Genomic DNA, 23210 nt, shown 5'->3' with positions numbered 1-23210 from the left:
GGCGGCGTCCACACAAATGCGCCGGTAGCCGGATCGAGCGAGGCCGTATCGGGCGCGCCGCTCATCGTGAAGGTCAGGCTGTCATTGTCCGCGTCAGCACCGCCCAGGGTGAATGAGAGCGTTTCGCCTTCCGTGATGCTATGGTTGCCGACCGGCGCAAGCTGCGGGGCCGTATTGGTCGCGCGCACGACCACCTTGAACGCGGCGGTGTCGCTTACCGGCGTAACCGCGCCGCCACCGGAATCGGTTACGGTGACCAGAGCATCATGCGTGCCCGCCTGCGCCAGTGTGGGCGTCCACTCGATCAGCGCCCGGCCATAAACGCTGGTCGGCATGATCGTTGCGCCCGGCAGTCCGGCAACAGCATAGGTCAGCGCATCCTGGTCCATGTCGGTGACATTGACGATGACCTTCATCGTCTCGCCAATCACCGCCACAACGTCGCCGATATAGCCGATTTCCGGTGCCTCGTTGGGGCTGGTGACCTTGATCGTGAAGGCATAGCCGCCCGCCAGCGGTTCACCCGTTCCGTCCCCGTCGTCGGTCGCCGTGAGGATGACGACATGATCCCCCCGTGCATTGGCACCCGGCGCAACGCGGATCTTGCCGGTGCCGTCGCCATTGTCGACGAAGGTGATGAAATCGGGCAGCGGACGGAAGGGGCTTTCGTTCCGCAGGGCCAGGACCAGCGGATTGCCATCCGCATCCGTGGCGCTGACGGGAATTTCCAAGACGGCGTCCTTGGCGACCGTCGCATTTTCGATCGGGCTTACCACCGGACGGCGGTTCTGGTTGAACACGCTGATGGGGACGATGATGTCCGTGGTCAGCGGAACGCCCGTGCCATTGCCGTCATCGGTCGCACGGAAACGTACCACATGATCGCCAGCCTGCGCATTGGTCGGCGTCCAGGTGAAATCATAGGTGTCCGGATCAAAAGTCGCGCCGGGCGGCAGATCGCCGATCAACTCGACGGTGACTGTCCGGGACGTTTCGCTGGTCTCGACCGCCTCGCCCGTTTCGCCGTTGCGAAGGGCGGGGGTATAATAGGGGTTGTCGGGATCAAAGGCGAATATGTTGAAGGCAAGCTGTTGCCCTTCCAGCACCTGCCATCCGTCAAGCTGGTCGAACACGGGTGCGGCATTGGCATTTTCGACGGTGATTTTCGTGACGAACCGAACCAGCGTTTCGCCGTCCGTGACGAAGAAGGCAATGTCATAGACGCCGTTCTGGATATAGTTGGGCGTCCAGGAAAATTCGCCGGTCGTCGGGTTCAGCGTCGCGCCAAAGGGCAGCGTTTCCGCGCCATAGGATAGTTCGCGGTCGCTGCGCGAACTGGCGTTGATCCGGAAATTGACGAAGTCGCCTTCACGCGCGATCCTGTCGGCGACGGGCACCACCTGCGGCGGCTCGTTCCGTTCGGCGACGAATAGGGTGACGACCACTTCGTCACGCGACAGGCCGTCGGTGACGAAGAAGCGGACATCATATGTCCCCGCCGATTCATAGCCTGGCAACCAGGAAAATGCCCGTGTCGCCGGATCGAAGGTCGCCCCGGCAGGCAGACCATCCGCCCAATAGGTCAGCGGCTGCGATTCAGGGTCGACTGCAACCAGCTCGAATTCGAACAACTGCCCTTCCCCGCTCGACACGGCGGAAAGGGACGAGACAAATTCCGGCGCGCGATTGCCCCCGGCGATCGCCAGCACGAAGCGTTGCAGCGACACGGCGCCGCGTGAATCGAAAGCCTCTATCACCACCGGCGCGAGCGATGCCGTCCCCGCAGGCGGCGTCCATTCCAGCAAGCCGGTCGTCGAGTCGATCGTCATGCCCGCAGGCGCGGTCAGCAATCCGAAGGACACCGCCTGCCCTTCCGCGTCGTTCGTCACCACCTGATAGCTAAGCGGCGTGCCGACGGTCGCCGATTGCGGTGGCACGCTGACGAAGGACGGCGCGGTGTTGGGAACGGCGTTCGCGACGATGCCGGTCACGAAATCAAGCCGTCGATTGGCCGAGGTCGTGATCGAAACCGTACGGCCAGACGTGCTTTCCCCTGCCTCCAGCACGCCATCGGCGGGCAATGCGCCCGACAGGTCGATCAGGAAGCGGCCATCGTCGGTCTGGCCGGTCGCGCCCTGCGGAATGCCGGGGAAGCCGCCAAGCGGGTCGATCGTCAACAAGGCCGGCAGGGTGATCGGTCCGTCAGTCTTGTTGGTGATCGTGACCTTGTAGGAAATGGTGCCCGTCGCACGGTCCAGCCTCGTATCCTCGAACAGGATGTCGACAAGCGTGGAAATATCCTCGAACGCGGAAAATCCGGTCTGATAATTGACGCCCATGCGCTGGCCATTGGCCGATGTCAGCGGTGCGCCGATGGTCAGTATATAATCGCCCGCCGGGATGTTGCCGACGTTCAGATACGCGGTCCGGCTGGCCGCATCATAAGTGACGGCGCGGATCTGCTGAACGCCCAGAGTGGCGTGGTTGAGCGTGTAATATTCCGCATTGGTCACTGATCCGGCCTGACTGGCCGAACCGGCGAACATATCCTGATCGAAGGTGACCGACAGGAAAGCCTGGGGCAGCGCAATCTGCGCATCGGGAGACGGATTCGTGGCGATGACAACGGGCGCGGTCGCGGGCGCCACGATGTCGACCTGGTTGCTCTGGCTCACCAGCACACGGCCATCGCTCGTGGTGATGACGACGTCGCCGCGCGAACCGCCCTTGGCCACGTCGATCCGACGCAGGGTCGCGCTGTCCACCATGGTCAGCGCGCCGCCCGGTTCGGCCAGCCCTGCATCGTCCACCGTTCCGGCGGTGTGCGTGACGAACAGCAATCCTTCGAGCCGCGTCCCGGCCTTGCCGAACGCCAGCGAATCTGCGGGCGCATCGAAGGTGAGCATTGTTTCCGCCCGCGCGCGATCGGTGAAACGCACCACCTGCTTGCGGTCGGGCCAGGTCACCGCCCACAATGCACCGTCATCGTCGAAGGCCAGACTGCCGACGCGCAGATTTTCATCCCTGCTCCACTGTGTGAAGCTGCCATCGTCGGGATCGAAGATCGACACGCCGCTGTTGGTCGACACGTAGATTTTGCCGGTCGTGGGATGCACCGCCAGCGCGATGGTGATGCCATCGCCGAACCGGTCCAGAATGGCCCCGGTCTGCGGATCGAGCCGCAGCAGAGGCCCGCCGCCCGTGGTCGCCCACAGGCCGCCCTCGGCATCGAACGCCATGTTGAAAATGGGCGTGTCCAGCTCCGCAAACGGCGTCGCCGCCGCGCCGCCCTGCCCGCTGAACTTCCAGATCGTGCCGCGATTGGTCCCGCCGGAAACAAGGAAGTCACCGTCCGGCGTCTCCACGATCGCCATCGGGCCAATTTCGGTCGTGCTGCGCGTGATGCCGGTGGCGAAAGCGCGGGCGACAAAGGGGCTTAGGACGGAATCAAATTCGCTCGGCGCGCTCAGCGGAGCCGCAGCAGGAACCAGCGCTTCGGCCTGCGTGAATAGCGCGTTGGTCGAAGGTTCCGGCGTGGGTGCTGGCGGCTGCCCGAAATTGGGCGCCGTCGTGTCGGGCACGGTGGGCACGCCGCCCAGATTGACGCTGGACCCGTCGGAAATAGCGTTGACGCCGGGCTTGGGCACTTCGCGATTGCCCGCAATGTCAGTCGCCAGCGCCAGGAATTCATAACTTTTGCCAGCCTCCCCTTCAAAGACCAGCATACCGATCGCGTCGGGCAACATCCGTTGCCAGATCTTGAAATCGCCGCCATTTTCAGCGGTGTAAAGCGTCACATGCTTGACGCCGGAACCGCCGACATCGTCCAGAACGCGCCAGTTTACCTCGAAATTGGCTGTCGTGCCCACGCGTTTGGCGGTGAGCGTGCTGGTCGGCGCGACGGCATCGACCATCTGGCTGAGGACGATGGTGTCTTCTGGCGCAAAGCCGTCCATCAGCACCCGTGCGGAGGCGGAAATGCGCTCGCCGGTCGCCACATCGTCGCCCGGCACCACCGTGTAACTGACAAAGCCCGCGCCCGTCCCGCTGGCATCATTGGGTGCCAGCAAACCGCGGGTCGCGTCCTGCAACACTTCGCCGGTCAGCGGATCGATCGCCTGGATGAGCCAGCTCGCGCTTGCCGGTTGCTGGAACAGGTCCAGCACCGCACTGACCCGCAGGATGAAACCGCGCGTGGCAGTGAAATCAATCTCCGCGTCGAAGCTGGTGCGGCCATCAGGCACGTCGATGGTGATGTCGCCAATCTTGATATCGCCGAGCCGGAAGCTGCGCGGATCAAGATCGGGATCGAGCGTGGTGACGATCTGCACTTCATTGGTATAGCGCGCTGAACCAGCCGCATTTTCGAAGCTGACGGTATAGGGCAGCTCCGCCGCTCCCGGCAGCCAGCCCTGCGTGTCGAGCGTCTGCGGCCCGGTGATCGACGCCAGCCGGTTCACCTGCCCTTCGCTGGCGAAAAAGCGCGAGAAATCCAGCTGGGCAAATTCCTGGCCGTCGACCGGCTCTGGCCCGTTGATCTGAAAATCGGCGGGCAGCCCGGCACCGCGCTGGTCGAATGGCACCCATGGTACGAAAATTCGGAACGCTTCGAAATGCGTGGGCGTGGACAGGCCCAGATCATAGTCGGCCCGTTCCGGCAGCGCCGGCACCGGCACCTCGCCATCATATTTGTCGCTATGGCGCGGGTCCATATATTCGATGGCGGCCATCAGCCCGTCTTCATGCCCGTAATAGGCGCGGACCTGATCGAAGAAGGTGAGCAGATCGCCAGTAGAGCGTACCGACGAACCGCCGGGGCCGAACAAGATGCCCGATGCCAACGTGGTCATCAGACTGACGATATGCTGTTTCGTCCGGATCGGCGGCACGTCCTGCTCGTCGCGCAACAGCCCGGCCTGTTCGAGCGCGGCGAGATACAGTTCCGTCCACTGCCCTTCATCGGCGGCAAGCGCCAGCAATGGCGCGGGGGCGTCATTCGCCTCCAGGATGGCGGTGCGCAAATCGCGCGCCTGCTTCGACTGGAATTCGACAAATTCGGCCCGCGTCATGGTCGTGGCGGCAGCGACGATATGGAAGCGGAACGGGATGAACGGGATCTCGTCCTTGCTCGGCACGGCGCTATTCTGCTGGTAAAGGCCGACAAAATCGAGCTGGTCGAGCGTGCTGCGCGCGGCAGGCATGATCTCGCTCACCTTGTCCTTCACCGCTTCCCACCATTCGCCCAGTCCGCCCTCTCCTCCATCGAGGAGCGGCGCGAGGTCGGGGAACTGGTTGTTCATCCTGTCCTGAAACGCGCTGAAGGCACGATCCGCCATTTCCTTGAGGCCAGGATAGGTGCGGACGTTGACGGTGAAGCCGCCAAAGCCGTCAGCGGGCTGATCGAAAAGGAAGCCCGATGTCAGCAATTGCCCGTTGGTATTGGTGATCGATTCCAGGTTGATGAAGGGCACACTGGCGTTATCGCTGCCCTCCGCGCCCTCCGGAATACCCCGCACATTGGTGAAGAATTCGAGGAATTTGAGGCCATAGACATATTGGTTGTAATTGAGTTCCGGCACGCCGACCTGGAAATAGGTATAGGGCGCGTCGAGGTTCGAGATATTCTTGAGCGCGATGGAATAGGTCGCCTGATCACCCGCCAATATGACACGCGGCCCACCCACGCCGATCGTGACTTCCGGCTCGATGCCCCGTTCGATGAGGAAACGATAGGGTTCGACCGTCTGCGCCCCATCGGGATTGGTGACCTTCAGATCGTAAAGGCCGTGCGCCGCGCCCGTAAAATCGAAGGTCGCGATGATCGTGCTGCTGTCGATCACCTTCCAGGTCACCGGCTCGAATTCGGCAATGCCCGGCCGAGACAGTTTGAGGATCGCATTCTCGTGGAAGCGCGCGCCCTTGATCGTGGTCGTCACATAGCGGCTGTCGCCGCCGGTATCGGTCTCTATGCTGGTGATCACCATCGGCATCAGATCGGCGATCAGCCGCACCGTGCTACCGTCGTCCGGGCCGCTATAGCCCCGCACCATCACATAATAGACGCCCGGCTCCGTATCCGGGACGATCGCGGTCAGTTCCTGCGCCAGTGGTCCGGTATAGGTCGCATCGAACAGCGCCGATGTCGGTACATCGTCATGCCGCACGAACACTTCGTTGATCGCCCGCTCGTCATCGGAGGCTACGCGCAACCGCAACGTCTGTTCTGCCGGCACGACGATACGGTAGAGCCGCTCCTGCCCCGGCTTGAGATTGACCGACAAGGGGATTCCGAGCGTCAGCGTCTCAATCGAGATGCTGGTGGCGTTGGGGGCAGCGGTGATGTTGTTCGCCTCGCCCACATCCTCGAACAACTGATTGCGCGCGTCGGCCCGCACGATGATGCGATAGTCGCCCGCCGCCGCACCGGGCAGCGTCGTATCCAGGCTCAGCGTATAGCTCTGGTCCGCCAGCAGGGAGCCTGCGAAATTGGCGCGTCCCAAAAACTTGTCGCCTACGTCCCAGGTCGCATCGCGCGAGAGATAGACCGCATCGCTCCAGCTGCCCGACGCGGTCACTGTGCTCTTGTTCGTCACCGTCCAGCTGATCGTGACGGGATCGCCCGCCTGCTTATTGTCGGGCGCGACAATATCGGTGACTTGTATGTCGGTGGGCGGTGGCAACTCGATAACCATCGGCACGTCGCTGCCGCGGATATTGTTGCGCTCGTCGGCTTCAAACAGGCTGCCCGTGGCGTCATAGCGCGCCGGATCGGTCACCACGAAAACATAATAGGCTTCGGTGCCCAGGTCGCCCGGCACAACGAAATCCTTGACGACGGAATAGGTGCCGCCAGCGTCCAGCCCCCCTGTGTGGCGGATCGAGCCCAGGAAACGATCCGATGTCAGGTCAAGAAACGGATCGCGGGAAAGATAGACAAGGTCGTCCCATTGCGGTTGCAGGGCCGGTGTCGCGCCGCCCGCATTGGTGACGCTATATTCCACGCGGAACGGCTGTCCACGGGTCGCGCGCAGGGGCACGCCGAGCGAGGCAACCTGAAGGTCTGGCGGGGTGTAGGGCGTGAGCGTAACCGGCTGCACGGTGAGGTTGTTGCCCTCCCCTGCATATTCCTTGACCTTGCCGTTGACCTGCCCGCGCACGCCGGACAAACGCGGCGACAGCGTGCTTTTGGCGTAGCCGGACTGCTCCAGGCCCGAATCCGCAGCCGCAATGACATTAAATTCGCCCTCCAGCTCGAAAGGCAGGCTGACGGTGACTTTCGCAATATAGGATTCGCCGGGATTGAGTATGCCGACATGCGCGTTTTCGGCGCGGACGATGACGCCCGGCGACGCTTCCCGCGACATCAGCCAGTCGCCTTCATCCAGCGAGGCGTCGAGCGACAGATAGACCCGGTCGACCCAGCTATCCTCTCGCGTCGCGCGGGTGCCGACATTTTCGACGCGGAAGCTGATTTCGACCGTGCCACCCGCAGGCAGCGTGTCCGGCAGCGTCAGTTCGGTAACCTTGAGGTCCGCTTCGCGATAGACGACAGGGAATTCCGCTTGGGCAACCGTGCCGGCAGGCAGCTCGAACACGAACTTCCGGAAAACATCGTCCCTTAGTGAATCATTGACGCCCGACCGGACGATGTCGCTCGGCACCCTAGGGCGCGATGGCGTATTGGTGAACACATAGACATAATATTCGCCATCCACCCCCGGCGGCATGTCGAAGTCCAGCGTGTTGGTGTAGCTCTGCCCCGTGCCCAGCCCTTCATTGGCCTGCGTGACCGATCCGACATAGGTTGCGCGGTTTTCGATGAATGTCGGGTCCTTCGACACCCACACCTGATCAGTCCAATATTGCGTGCCCGACCAGACCGGCGCGCCCTTATTCTCCACGGTATAGGTAACGCTTGTCCGCTCGCCGGAATAAGCGACGACACCCGGCGCGGCAGGCACCACGCTGACAACCTGCAGGTCGGCCGGTGCGTTCGTCACGCTGGTGCTGGCGAATTTTGCGTTGTCGAGCGTGTTGGGATCGCCGCCCAGCTGCGATTTGACGATGACATAGAGCCCGGCCGCGGCAGGATTGAGCTTGAACGTCGCACTGTTGGTATAGCTCGCACCCGGATCGAGGGGCGACAGATTGTCGAAACTGCCCAGATTGAATATGTTGCGTGCATTCTCCAGCAACGGCGCGTCGGCCAGATAGACCTGATCGGTCCAGCCAGTCGCCCTGGCGTCCCCGGTCGACCGCACTGTCCAACTGACGGTGAAATCGTCGCCGCCCTTGGCCTCCGCCGGGGCGGTCACGTCCGTCACCGCAATGGCGCGCGTGCTGGACACGGGCGGGGTACCAACGATCTGGATCGCGCGGGCGCGATAGTTGCTGCTCTGAATTTCGGCCGGATCGTCGGGATTGACGTTGATGGCCAGGGAGTCCTCCAGCAGCGTCGCGTAGGGATCGACCCAGGGCATGATATAATAGGTGCCCGAAACCACGCTTGCCGGCAGGGTCACGGTCAGTTCGCGGTCATAGCCCTGTCCGACTTCCAACGGGCCGCCGGTGTAGGTAAGGCTGGTCAGCAATATATCGCCAAGGCCGGGGTGCGGCCGGTTCTTGTCCTTCGTCAACCAGACCTGCTCGGTCCATTGGCCCAGGTTGCTGGTGCCCGCGCCACGATTGGTCACGGTATAGCGCACCGGCACGCTGTTGCCCTCGAACGCCTGGGCATTGGTGACAACATTGTCGACGACCAGATCGGCAAAGGGCACGGGTTCGACATAAATCTGCTGCGCGCGCACATTGCTGGCAGTCGTGTCGTTCGGCCATTCGTCGATGGCGTTGCCGCTATCGGTCGCCACCAGCACGAACACATTGCCCCGGAACCGCAATGGCACGGTGAAGGTGGCGGAACTCGATTCATAGCTTTCCAGCGAACCGAGCGCGATCGGGTTGGCAAGGCGCGACACCAGAATGTCGTCGCCGCTGATCTTGTCGTCCAGCGACAGCCAGACCTGATCGGTCCAGTTGCCATTGGCTTCCACCAGCCCCTGGTTGATGACGGTGAAATCGACCGACGCGGTCGCCCCTGCCGTCACCCGGTCAGGCGCGATGATCTCGCTGATCTGCAAATCGGGGCGCGGCAGCACCGATACCAGGATGGATTCGTCATCGACCGAGCGGTTGTTCGTTTCCGCCGTATGTTCATATACCGCGTCTGCGGCGTCGGTGACGACGATCACCTCGAACCGGTCGCTGGTCTTGGCGGGCAGGCGCATTTCCTCGCGCCGCGTATAGCTGGTGCCGGCCGCCAGCGGGCCGGTATAGCTGTAGGTGCCGATCAGCGTGCCAGCGCCGCTGTCGCCCGCCTTGCGCAGATAGACCCTGTCCACCCAACTGCCTTCAGCCGCGCTCAGCCCTTCATTCTTGACCGTCCAGCTAATGTCGACGACGCCGCCCTCGACGCCGTTTGTCGGCGCAGAGATGGCCGTGACGCGAAGATCGGGTGGCGGCGCCAGCGAGATGCTGATCGGGGCGGACGTGCCGCTATTGTTGCCGGTAAAGGCAAATTCATAGGGCGTGGCATTGGGATTGTCGGAACCCGGCGCGATCACGACGATGCGATACTCTCCCGCTATCCCGTCGGGCAGCGTGAAGTTGGCCGTGCGTTCGTAGCTGTCCCCTACCCCCAGGAAACCGAGATGGTTGACCGAGCCAAGCAGTACCCGGCCAGTGCCGTCGGTCCTTTCCAGATAGACGCTGTCGAACCATTCGCCCGTGTTGGTGAGGCCGATGCCCTGATTGCTTTCTTGCCATGTCACATCGATGGATGTGCCCGATTGCGCCACTGTGGGCGCAACGACGCTATCAATCTGCAAATCGGCCCAGACGATCGGCGACACGTCGAAAAAGCCAGCCAGCGCGGTCCTGTTCGCGTCCGCGCCATTTTCGAACACCGCATCCGTCGCGTCCGAACGGACGAACAGCGTATAGCGCCCATAGAATCCGGCAGGCAGGATCAGGTCGAGATTGGCGTCATAGCTTTCGCCCACCGCCACGCTGCCCGAATGCACCAGTTCGCCCAGCAATATGTCATCAGCATCGCCGAATATGTCATCGCGCGACACATAGACGCGATCGGTCCAGCTATCGACCGTTCCCAGCCCCGTGCCGATATTGGTGACGGTCCAGCCGATGCTGACGCGCGCGGGATCATTGATCGTGCGGGCTGGCGCGGTGACGTTGCTGACGTCCAGGTCGGCATAGGGAGCGAGCGCGACGGTGAGCGCGACAGAGGCGCTGTTATTGGCTTCACCTGCGCTGGTTTCCGGCACGGCGGCGGCGCTGTCGCTTTGCACGATGATGCGATAATCGCCCGATGCGTCGATGGGCAGCCGAACGGTGAGCGCGCCGTCATAAACCTCGCCAACGCCAAGGCTAGATCCGCGCACGACTTCGCCCAGCTTGATGTCCCCGGCGCCGACCGTGCCGTCGCGCGAAAGCCAGAGGCTGTCGGTCCAGCCGCCGATGCTGGCCCCGGTGCCATCGTTGCGCACCTGCCATGTCACCGCAATGTCGCTGTTCGATTGCGGATTGACGCCGCCGGGCAGCGTGACGTTGAGCGGCACCAGATCGGGATGGGTCAGGACCAGCGCGTCCGAAGCGCCGTCATTGTCCGCTTCTATGCCGCCTTCAAACACTTGCTGGCCGACATCGGCGCGGACAAGGATGCTATAGGAACCATCGGCCAGGTTTACCGGCAGTGTGACCGTCTGATGCACCTCATAGGCTTCACCGGGCGCAAGATCGAATGTGCGCGCGATGTTGGCAAGGGTCGTCGCGCCCGAAACAGTCGTGTCGTCATCCACATAGATGCGGTCGGTCCAGGGCGCATTCGCGGCCACCGTGCCGCTGTTGCGGACGATATAGCTGACCTCTACCGTTTCACCCGGCCGCGCGCCGGCAGGTGCGGTGACGCTTTCGACGACCAGATTGCCTGAGGGCGCGACAGCGAAGCGGACAGGCGTAGAGACGCCCGCATTGTCGCCTTCAAGCCCGTTTTCAAACACCGTGCTTCCGGCGTCGGTGACCAGTATCAGGCGGTAATCGCCGCTGCGCCCGTCCTGCACGCGCGCCTGTACGGACACCGTATAGCTGTCGCCGATCGCCAGCCCCGCCTCGCGAGGCACTTCGGCCAGCAGCAGGTCGCCCGCATCGGCGACACCATCAGCCGACAATAGCAGCCGGTCGACATGCCCGCCCGCAGCGGCAGCGTCGCCAGTGTTGCGCACGCGCCATGACACCGTGAAGGGATCGCCGCCGAGGACGGTGGCCGTCGGACCGGATATCGCCTCTGCCACCAGATTGGGCGCGCGGCTGGTAATGGCGACATTTGCGGGGCCACCGACATTGTCGGCCCGCGTATCGGGTTCGACGATGTCCTGCGCGGCATCGGCCACGACATAGATGCGATAGTCGCCGGAGTTGATGTTGGGCAGGGCCAGCGTGCCCGAACCATTATAGCTGCCACCCGCAACCAGCCCGCCGGTCCTGGCGATATTGCCGAGTATGACATCGTCGGCGTTGCCGATGACGGCGTCGCTGCTCAATATCACCCGGTCCGACCAGTCGACGCCGTCCGCTATGGCCACGCCAGCGTTCGTCACGGTCCAGCTGACCGTGATGTTGCCCCCGCCCAGCCCATTGGCGGGCGCACTGACATTGCTGACGCGCAAATCCGCATATTGCCGTGCGGTGACGGCGATCGCGGCCTGCGCGCTGTTATTCCCCTCGGCAGCGACCCCGGCGGCGGCCTCGCGCACGCTGGTCTGCCCATTTGCGTTACTATCGGCAATGATGGTGACGCGGATGTCGCCGACTGCGCGTTGTCCTTCCGGCAACGTGAAACTGGCCGTACGCGCGCGGCTTTCCCCAGCCGCCAGAGCGCTGGTCGTCACGATCGTGCTGTTGAGCAGCGTTTCGCCAGTGGTCAGATTCTGCACCAGCAGGCGATTGTCGAACCCTGCGAGGGTGCCGACATTGCCCTGATTGCTTTCATCCCAAGTCAGCGTGATGACATCGCCCGATGCGGGCGCGCTGTTGGTGATCGCCAGATTGCGGATCTGAAGGTCGGGCGCGGAGGTGATCGTTACCGCTGTGCTATTGTTGGTCTCGCCCGTCGCCGCGGTGTTCGCTTCGGCCACCTGATCGAAAATATCGGTGACCACCGAAAATTCGAAAATGCCCTGACCCAATATGCCGTTGGGCCAGATGATCTGCGTCGAGCGTTGCGCAGCCTCGTCCGCGCCCAGCGCCCCTGTGAAGGCCACGGTCGCGACCTGGACCTGCTGGCCGGTCATGACGTTGCGCACGAACAGCCGTTCGCTAAAGTCCGCCGTCGTCGCGCTATTGCCTGCGTTGGTCGTGGTCCAGTTGACCGTCACGGTATCGCCGGGGTTCCAGCCGCCAGCCGGGTCAGCAGAGACGTCGGAAACGACGAGGTCGCGGAACGGGGCCAGCTGCGACGTGAACTCCAGCGTCGCGGCGTTGTTGGTTTCCGCCGTGCCAGGGATATTTTCTTCATTGATCGTGTTGGCGACGTCGTTCGTCACCGTCACGCCAATCCGGCCAACGCCGCGATTGCCCGTCGGCAATGTCAGCGTGGTCTGCCGCTGCCGTTCCCCTTCCGGACTGATCACCGTGCCGCTGTCATCCAGCAGGATGTTGCCGATAATCTCGTTGGTATCCAGATTGCGCAGCAGCACCCGGTCCTGCCACGCTCCATCGGTCGGAAGCGTGCCCTGATTACGGGTTTTCCAGCTGATGGTGATCTCGCTGCCAGAACTGATCGTGCCGCTGCTGCTGACCGCCAGGGCGATCGGGATCAGGTCGGGCGATGGACGCACTTCCAGCGAGGAAATGCGGATAGGCGCGATCAAGGTATTTTCGATCACGTTGAAACTATATGTCCCGACCGATGCCGCCTGTTGCACATAGCCTTCGATCAGCAGCGTGTAGGTGCCGCTGTCGGGAAGAACCAGCGTATCAACATCGTTCATGTCGCCGGCAAATAGCTGCCGACCGTTAGGCGCGATCAGCCGCCAATGGGTGGACACGCCGGCATAGCTGAGCCTGTCGAAGTAGAAACGGTCGCCCGCTTCACCATCGAAGCGGTACATATCGGTTTCGGAGCCGGGGCTGAGTGTCCCATTCACCGGAACGCCGGGCGTGATAGGCAGCGCATCGGCAAGCTTTTGCAACCGGATGGAATAGTCCCGGTCCGCCGTCGTGTTGCTTTCGATCCGCAGGACATGATCGCCCGCTGGCAGACGATAAACCACCTGCGCATTGGATCGGTCGTAACTGTCCGTCTGGGTGAAGGGCAGCGCGGCAAAATCACCAGCCGGGCCGGTCAGCCGCCAGCTGACATCGCCAAGCGGCGCCAGCGCGTCGACATAGACCAGCGTTTCCTCGGTCAGGGTGAAAAGCAGGTCTTCCTTTTGACCAGGTTGATCGAGCGTCGAACTGATCGTCTCGCCCAGATCGATCGTGCGGCTCTTATGCACCACCTTGTCGACCTGGAACTGATAGTCGACCGGGCCGCCTTCACCGATCTGGCCTTCATAGGCCAGCGTATAGATTCCTGACTTTTCAAGCGTGATGAAGCCGGTATCCGTGCGGTAATTGGCACTCATCGCCACCCGGCCATCGGGGTCGAACAGCCGCCACTGGCCCGATCCGGCGCTGGCGATGAAATCAAGGAATATCTCGTCCCCGACGGCGCCGGTGAACTTATAGAGATTGCTGCTGTTGCCCGGCTCCAGTCGGCCCGTGGTCGGCGCGTTCAGCACCAGATCGCTCGCCAGCGCGGTATCGAGCAGGCGGAAAGCAAAATCGCCGGTCAGGTCATCATTGGCATCGACCGTGATCGTATAATCGCCCGGCTCGAAGAACATGACGCCTGTGGATGCGCTGGAATGGGCATCAGAATTCTGGAAATTGCGCGACAGGATCGTGCCGGACGGACCCACCAGCGTCCATCCGAACTGGGTCGTGTTGATCAGGCTGTCGAATATCAGATATTGCGGTTCGCTGACGCTGAAGCTGTAGCGCGCCTTGGCCCCTGGTGCCGCGATGGTGCCGTTTATGGTCTCGCCGATCGTCAGCGGCGCGGTGCTGTCGACCATGTCAACTACGCGGAAACTGAGCGTCTGGGGCGCTGAGGTGCCGACGCGCCCTTCGATCAGCAGCGTATAGGTGCCGTCGAGCGGCAACACAGGCTCCTCAAGATCGCCGAGACGCCGCGTGTTGAACACCAGATTGCCGGCCGGGTCGATCAGCCGCCAGAAGGGATCGTTCGACCCGCTGATCAGGTCGAGGAACAGAGCTTGCCCGGCGGTGGCGTCGAACCGGTATATCGCGGTCAGATTGCCGGGTGTGAGGGTAATATCCTGCGTTTCGTTAAGATTGATCGCCGTGCCATCTGCCAGCGACGCAAGGCGGAATGAATAGCTGCCGGTATTGGCTCCGGTCGCTGAAATAGCGACGCTATAGGTGCCCGGCGCAAGCGTCATGACCGGATTGCCCGAAAATTCGGCGGAATCGGTGCTGTTGAAACTACGCACGGCCGGAGTCTGTGTCGGGCCGCTAATCTGCCAGCGCAGCGCGCTGTTGTTGGTCAGCGCATCGAAAATGACGGCGGTTTCTTCCGTCAGGGTAAATTCGTAGCGCTCCACAGCGCCAGCCAAGGCAATCGAGCCACTGACCGCGTCGTTGAGCGCAAGGGGCGTCATCGGCTGCGCCGCGGGGGTCATGGCGATAGCGAAATTGTCGAAATCCTGATCGGCCGTCGCATTGCCCTGGCTGGCGCCCAGCACCAGACGTCCCGCCTCCAACTCCATGCCGGGTACGAAGAAATCGGTGACGGCAGCGACGGTTGCCCCGCCCTGCGGCGTCAGTTCGATCGTCAGCAGCGACCCGCCATCGGTGCGTTCCACAAGGATACGCGCCCGCGCCCAATCGCCGCTGGCCAGCGTCAGGCCGGGATCGGCGATGTCGGTCAGCTTGACGCCGTTATAATGGATGGAAATATGATTGGCATTGACTTCGCCATTGCTCAGCGTGTCGAAACCAATGCCCAGCGCACCAGCCAGATTGGCCTCCGGCGTCACCAGCAGCCCCGGCCCGCCATTGCCATATTGGCTGACCGGCAGATAGAGCAGGCCAAAGCCGTCGGCATCGCTCGCCTGGCCAGCGCGGCGGGTCAGGCGGAAATCAAACCCGATGTCGACAGCGTCCTGCCGCCCGCTGCCCGTGGCGGAAAAGGCAATCGAATTCTGGCTGTTCACTTGCAGCGAGTCTGTCAGTCTGATGACGTTGTCCCCGCCGTCGGACAATATCTGCGCGGCCGCTCCACGATGATTGCCCAAGACATAGGGCAGGCCCGCAACGTCGAAATCCTGGCTGGTCTGGCCACCAGCAGGCAGGATGGTCGGCTGATTGTAGATGAAGCTGTAGCTGCCGTCCGTCGTGGCGGAACGCCGACCTTCCACCAGCAAGGTGTAGGTGCCGGCCATCGCCGCCGTCATCAGGTCCGTATCGTTCAGCCCCACGGGGCCGAAAATCACCTGCCCCATCGGGTCGATCAGACGCCAGCTATTATTGCCGGAGGAATTGCTGATCACGTCGAAGCCGAAGCGCATGCCGGGCGTCGCGGTAAAGCGGAACATGTCCGTTTCCCGCCCATTCTGACCGATCGTGCGATTGAATGTCCCGTCGGGCGCCAGTTCCTCGGCGGATGCAAGGTCGAGCAGGCGGAAACTGTAGTCGCCCGTATTTTCGGCCGTCGCGTCGATCGTCAGCGTATAGCTGCCCGCGCCAAGGTTGAGGACAGGATTGCCGCCAAAATCAAACCCGTCGGAATCATGCACGTTGCGACTGTCGACTTCAACGCCATCGGGACCGCGCAACGTCCAGTTGAATATGGTCGCGGTCGTCAGCGCGTCGAACACCAGCTTCGTCGCTTCGCTCAGCGTGAAGCTGTAGGCGTCGCTTTCCCCCACCGCGCCGATCGCCCCGTCCACACGCGATCCGATGGTCAGCGCCGCCGTCTGCGTGGTGATGGGATAGACGCCAAATTGATAGTCGGCGACCGTCGCGGTATAGACGCGCCCCTCGATAAGCAGCGAATAGACGCCGCTAATGCCAAGCTCCTGCCCGTCGATATTGCCGATCGAATTCGGGCCGAACACTTCGTTGCCGAACGGATCGATCAGCCGCCAGCGCATGTCGTTATGCACCGTGCCGCCGTCGAAGAAGAATTTTTCACCCGCATTCGCAGCGAAGCGATAGATGTCCGTCTCGCTCGTCGGCGTGAGCGTTCCCGAAACCGGCGAACCGAGCGTAAGCGGCGTGCCGAGCGAGAGATCGCGCAGGCGGAAATTATAATGGCCTGTCACGCTGCCGGTCGCGTCGATCTTCAGCGTATAATCGCCCGCGCCCAGCCTCAGGACGGGCGAGGCGCTGAAATCGGCGGAATCGGTGTCGCTCAAGCGCCGGGCGCTCACAATCTCGCCTTGCGGGCCAGTCAGCGTCCAGTTGATGTCAGCCGAATTTGTCAGGCTGTCCAGCATGACAAGTGTTTCGGCCGTCAGGCTGAAGCTGTAGACGTCGCTTTCGCCCGGCTGCGCGATGCGGCCGGAAACGCCATTCGCGTTGGTGGTGCGCAACAGCGCGCCGTCGCTCAATGCCGTGCTTTCGAAATCCAGCGCATAGAGCAGACCGCTGGTGCCCGACGCGGGCGGATTGGTCATGCCAGCGGCGACATCGGCCTCGCTGCGCGCAATATCCCATATGCGGAAGCTGTCGACCGCACCTTCCCACTGACCGTAACTGGTCTCGACTTCCTCATACTGACCGATCAGCAGCGGTTCGCCCGCATCAGCATTGTTGTTGATCCTGATGGTTCCGGACGCCTGCTCCACACCGTTGACAAGGATCTTCATCGCGCCGCCGTCACGGTCGGCAACCAGCGCGATATGCGCCCATTCGCCTGCCGCGATCAGGCCGCCCCCGGTCTGGATCGATTGCACCCCGGATGCATCGCGCACCGCCGCCCAGACCGAGCCGTTGGCGTTGACCGCGATCCGATAGGGTGACGTGCCATGGGTTGATTTGGCGACCAGCGATGTCCAGCTGTTGGTGAAGCGATCCAGCTTGAACCAGCCTTCGACCGTCAGGTTGCGGCTGGGCGACACTGCCGGGCTGCTCGGCACTTCGACATAGTCGACCCCGCGCAGCGTCAACGCATTGCCGCTCTTTCCGGGCTGAACCTGTGGCGCCTGGGGATTGGGTCCGTCCAGCGTGATCGCTATGGGCGGCGTGGCCGCGACCTTATATGCCGCGAAACGGAAATCTACCGGCCATTCGCGCCAGACCCGCGGTTCGACGATCAGCGTGTAGACGCCGCCAATCGCCAGTGCCCCGGTTTCGCGCGACGAAAAATCGACGGGGCCGAAAATCTGGCGGCCATAGGGATCGATCAGCCGATACGACACCCGGCTGCTCGAATTGGTCAATTGCTGGACATCGAACAGCAGATTGTCGCCGGGATTGACGTCCAGACGATAGGCATAGCTTTCCGAAGAGCCGCTCGCCGTCTGCGAAATCGCGGTATCGAACGGCATCAGCGGCGCCGCCGACAGGTTGAGCAAGCGGAAGGCAAAAGCGCCGGTCGCAGCGCCTGTACCGTCGACCACGATCGTATAGGTGCCCGGCTCGACGGTGAAAACGGGGTTGCTCCCGCCCAGTTCATAACTGTCGCCGTTGCGCAGATTTTTCGATATCGAAAAGCCACCCGGCCCGGTTACGGAAACGACCATCTGGTCATTGTCGTGCAGACTGTCGAACGCCATCATCGTGCGTTCGGCAACGGTGAAAGTGTAGGTCCGTTTGTCGCCCGGCGTGTCCAGACGCCCTTCCACCACGCCCTTCACATTGGCAAGGTCGCGCAGAACCGGGATCGTCGCACCGTTGACGCTGTTCGTCACAGCGCCCGCGGTCACATTATCCAGCCCCAATCGCAGTACCAGACCTGCGCTGTCGGCGGGCGCGCCAGCATTCATATTGTCGACGATCTGCGCTTCCGTGCGTCCCCCGCTCCAGACGCGTACTTCGTCCAGCCCGCCCTCGAACTTGCGGTAGGCTTCGTTATATTCGCTGGTGCCGCTGATGATCAAAGGCGTATCGGGCGAACCGTTCGACAGCGCCGTACTGACCGATCGGGACGCGGCCAGCACGCCGTTGACATAGATTTTCATCGTGCCGGTGCTGCGCTCCAGCACCGCGGCGACATGACTCCATTCGCCATAGGGAACCGAGTTGCTCGCGGTCTCCAGCGTGTCGTTCGCCGTACCCCGCATCGTCGAGAAATGAATGAAGCCGCTGGAGTTGAACCACACGGAATAGTCGCGCTGTCCCGCCTCATTGGCCTTGTACACGATCGGCGACCATGCATCCGCCTGTCGATCGGGATTGATCCAGAATTCGATCGTCACGTCCTGCCGCAGGTCGAGTGCGGGATCGACGATCTGAATCTGCTCATGGGCTGACAAGGCAAGGGCGTTGCCGACCTTGCCCGGCCGCGTCAGTGCTCCGTTGGTTGTACCGTCAATGGCGATTGTCTGGGTCGGGTTGGTCGGCTTTTGCAGGGTAAAGCCATAGCTCTGGCTGGCGCTGGCGTCCCACACCCGTCCTTCCAGCAGGATCAGATAGCGTCCCGTCTTGGGCAGCACGATCTCGCGATTGTCCATGTTCGTCGGGCCGACGAATTGAAGCCCGTCCGGATCGATGATCCGCAAGGAGGCGTTGGGCTGGTTTTGCAGATTCTGGTAGAAGATCGTTTCGCCCGCCGTCCCCTCAAAACTGTAGAGATCGGTTTCGCGCAACGGCGTCAGGTCGGAACGAACCGGCTGGCCAAAGATCAGCGCCGTTGCTGATGCGGTGTCGATCAGGCGAAATTCAGCGCTGCCCGTCTTTCCGGCATTGGCGGACACATCCAGATTATAGTCACCAGCGGGAAGCGTGAAAATGCGCTCGCCGTTATTTTCGTAGGAATCACTATTGTAGAAATTGCTGCCGACCAGGCTGAGGCCAGCGCTCGAAATCGCCCATGAAATCTCGGAATCCGGCGTAAAGCTGTCGAAATAGAAGGATTTGGGCGCGGTCAGCGTAAACGTATAACGCTGCTTTTGCGTCGGCTTGGCGATCGTCGCAGTGGTCCGCTCGCCAAAATTGAGCGCAATGGGGGCCGGGTCCGCCTCGATCCGTGACAGTGCGAACTGATAATTGATCGTCGCGGCATTGTCCCACGGGCGCCCTTCGACCAGCAATGTATAGGTGCCGGTGCGCGGCGTGGTGATGGCGGCATCACGGAAATCGATGGGGCCGTAAACGATCTGGCCAAAGGCATCGAGGATTTTGAGCGATCCACTGCCCGCCCCCTGGATGCCATCGAAAAAGACCTTTTCGCCCTCCGTCGCAGTGAAGCGATAGACATCTGTTTCCCGGCCCGGATCGAGCGTGCCGGACGTAGTGGATCCATCGACCGCCAGCATTGTTCCGGCGGCCGCGTCCAGCAGGCGGAACTTATAGTCGCCCAGCGTCCCGCCGCCGGTTTCCACCTGCTGCGATCCCCGGACCACCAGTTCATAATCGCCCGGTTCGAGCAGCATCGGCGTGCGGTTCTGCTGTTCGTAGCTGTCGGAATAATAGAAACGGTTGCCAAGCGACGTCTTCGGCCCGTTGAGCGCCCATTCGAGATAGACCGATGGGCTGTAGCTGTCGAAAATCACCAGCTTCTGCGTATCGACGGTGAACTGATAGCGCTGGACATCGCCGGTCTTGGCGATCGTGCCTTCCACTATGTCGTTCAATGCCAGATCGACAGGTGCGGGATCAGCCGGGCGATTGAGGATGAAGGCATAGTCGTCGGACGCCCGGTTATCCCAGACCCGGCCCTCTACGACAAAATAATATGTGTCCGAAACCGGCAGAATGAGTTCGCGATAGTCGAAACTGGCCGGACCGAACAATTGACGCCCGTTGCTCGAAAAGATGCGCCAACTTGCATTGCTGGGATAGTCGCGCACGTCGAGAATGATTTTCTCGCCAGCGCTTGCGGTAAAGCTGAAAATGTTCGTCGCGCGCGCGGGCGTGAGCGTGGACGCGGTGACGCTGCCATCTGCCGCCACAGGCGTCGCGCCTGCGAAATCGAGCAGGCGGAAACCATAGGCCCCCGTGCTGCCCTGCACCCGGATCTGATAGTCGCCCGACTGGGTCAGATCGATGAACGTATTGGCGCTATTCTCGAAACTGTCGGTGTAATAGAAAGCGCGATCCGGCGTGATGCGCCCCGACGGACCGAACAGCGCCCAGCTCTTTTCCGTGTCGGGCGTCAGACTGTCGAAATAGACCCGGGTGGGCCCCGCAATGGTAAAGCTGTGAAGATCGATTTCATCCGCCGCGCTCAGCGTGTCGCTGACCGCCGCGCCAAGGGTGAAGACGGTGCCCGTTCCCCTGTCCGGCGGCGGCGTGTTGCCGGTGCTGCTGACCTTGAGCACATAGTCGACCGGCGCGCCTTCCCACACCCGTCCTTCGAGCATCAGGACATAGGTGCCATCATAGTCAAGGCTAAGCGGAACCGAATCATTGAACTGGCGCGCGGATGTGACGAGACGGCCGAGCGGATCATATAGCCGCCAGTATGCATTGAGGTTCGTACTGGATATCCGTTCGATCGTGATCGCGTCGCCCTCTTGCGCGGTGAACGCGAACATGTCGGTCTCATTGCCCGGCTCCAGCCTGCCGCTGGTCTCTGCGCCAAGGGTCAGTGGCGTTGCGCTGGCAAGGGCCAGCAGCCGGAACTGATAATCGGCTGCAACATCGCCTGCACCGTCGACGGTAAGCGTATAGGTGCCCGGCGCCAGGTTGAGCAGCAAATTGCTGTTGGTGTCGATTTCGGCGGAATCGGCATAATAGAAATTGCGATTGGTGATCTCCGCGCCAAACGGCCCGGTCAGCGACCAGCTCAATGCAGAGTTCGCCGTCAGCGAGTCAAAGGCCAGCTTCGTCGCTTCGCTCAGCGTAAACGTGAAGCGGTCGGCTTCGCCTGCATCGATCCGTCCGCTGGTCAGCGCGTTCAGCGTCAGAGCGCTCGTGTCGTCCGACACCTTGAGCAGTTCGGCGGTAAAGGCGGCGCTGCCCTGATTGAAGAGATAGCCTTCGATCGCGATCAGATATTCGCCCGTTTCGGGCAGTACGCCAAGGTCGATGTCGCCCAGTCCCGAACCGCTGAGCAGCAATGCTCCATTGGGCCGGTATATCCGTATATATTGATTGTTGCTCGCGCTCAGCAGGTTGAGGAAATAATGGTCATCCTTCACGCCATCGAACCGAAACAGCTTTGTTTCGGTCCCCCGGCGCAGGACGCCACTGGCGACCAGAGCGCCCGGCGCAAGGTCGGCAGCGGTTTGCCCCGTCGCCTCGTCAAAACGCCAATAGCCCGCTAGGCCGCTTTCGCTGCCCGTTAGCGGGCGTTGGTAACCGCTGGCGATGTCGGCCGCGCTGCGCGCCATGCCCCACAGGCGTATATCGTCGATCTGCCCGTCGAACTGATAGTTGCCGGTCGGCGCCGCACCGAAGTTGAGCGCATTGCCGCTGTGGTTGATGGCTGCGTCATAGGCCTTCTCGGCAACCAGCGCGCCATCAATATATAGTTGCAATTTCGTGCCGTCATAGACGCCGGCGACATGCTTCCATTGATCGGTCGAAAGCGATGCCTCGACAAAGCCGTCGTTCCAATTGTTGACGAAGAAGCGGACATTGCCGCCAACGCGCATCAGCCCATAGCCATTGCTCCATCCGGTATCGTTCACCTTGCTGACGATACCCTGATAGAAGCCGCCGCCGCTGCGTGCGTTGACCCATGCCTCGACCGTGATCGCAGCCGGGTTGAGCGCCGCGTCGTTGGCGACTTCAAGCTCCCCAAGCGTCGCGACGTCCCAGCTGCGGTTGACTGTTCCGCCCTGCCCCGAATAGTCGAGCGGCGCGCCAGCCGCGTGGGCGATATTGGCCAGCGCGCCGCCATCCTCGATCGTCGCGCCAAACTCATCCCCCGCGCTGATCGCCGTGGCAGTTGTCGAAAAATCGAGCAGGCGGAAGGCAAAATCCCCGGTCGCATCGCCATCGGCGAATACCGTCAACTCATAATGCCCCGCGACAAGATTGAGCAGCGGATCGCCATTGAAGGAATCCGAACTGTTCATGCTGCGGTTGTTGACCACCTGACCGCGCGGCCCGGTGAGCGACCATTTGAGGCTGTCGCGGCGTATCAGATTGTCGAACAGCAACTTACTGTCACTGGCGAGATCGAAATCGAACACCGTGCTGCTGCCTGCGGTAGCCAGGCGGCCCTGCGTCCGTTCATTGATCGTCAGCGCGACGCTGGTCTGCGTGATCTTGCCGAAGGTGAAGGCGTAGCTGATGTCGTTGGTGGCAGAATTATAGACCCGACCTTCAATCTCCATCATGTAGGTGCCGCTGCGGTTCAGCAGATAGGCGCCGGAATCATCGAAGGAATTTGGCCCCGTAACATATTCGCCATCGGGGCCGATGAGCCGCCATGCCGTGGATTCGGCGGGATAGCTGTGCGCATCGAAGAAGAAACTGTCCCCTGCCAGGGCGTCGAACTTGTAGAGCGCGGTTTCGTTCGCCTTATGCTGTCCGTTGACGACATCACCGGGCGTGAACGCATCGGCATTGGCGATATCAAGCAGGCGGAAGGCGTAATTGCCCGTCGCGTCGCCTCGCCCATCGATGCTGAGCGTATATTCGCCCGCTTGCAGGTCCAGAACGTTGCCGCCCGAAAAATCATAGGAATCCGACTGGGCCAGATTGCGGTTCGAAACGATGCTGCCCTTCTGGTCGGCCAACGCCCAGAACATGTTGTTGGTGGCGGTGAGCGAATCGAACACGACCTTCTTGGGTTCGGTCAGCGTGAACGCGAAGCGGTCGGTTTCGCCCGGCACCTCGATCGTGCCCATGACCGGAGGCACGTCCGCCGCCAGCAGCAGGCGCGGTTCCACCGCTTCGAAATGGAGCCGGTTCGCCAGACTGGAGGAGTTTCGCAAGGCTGTGCGGCGACGCAT

General features: G+C 62.0%; 1 protein-coding gene (running past one end of the window). It reads right to left on the bottom strand.

Translation table 11 applies throughout. From position 1 onward, the window contains the following. On the bottom strand, window positions 1-23210 hold the 5' portion of the coding sequence (locus AC07X9_RS03340; protein WP_086485479.1) for a putative Ig domain-containing protein. The gene continues 13891 nt to the left of window position 1, outside the view; only the first 23210 of its 37101 coding nucleotides appear in the window; the start codon lies at window positions 23208-23210; its stop codon lies off the left edge, out of view.

This window comes from Sphingobium sp. GW456-12-10-14-TSB1 (assembly GCF_059424385.1).
This window is presented reverse-complemented; position numbering and strand designations above follow the sequence as displayed.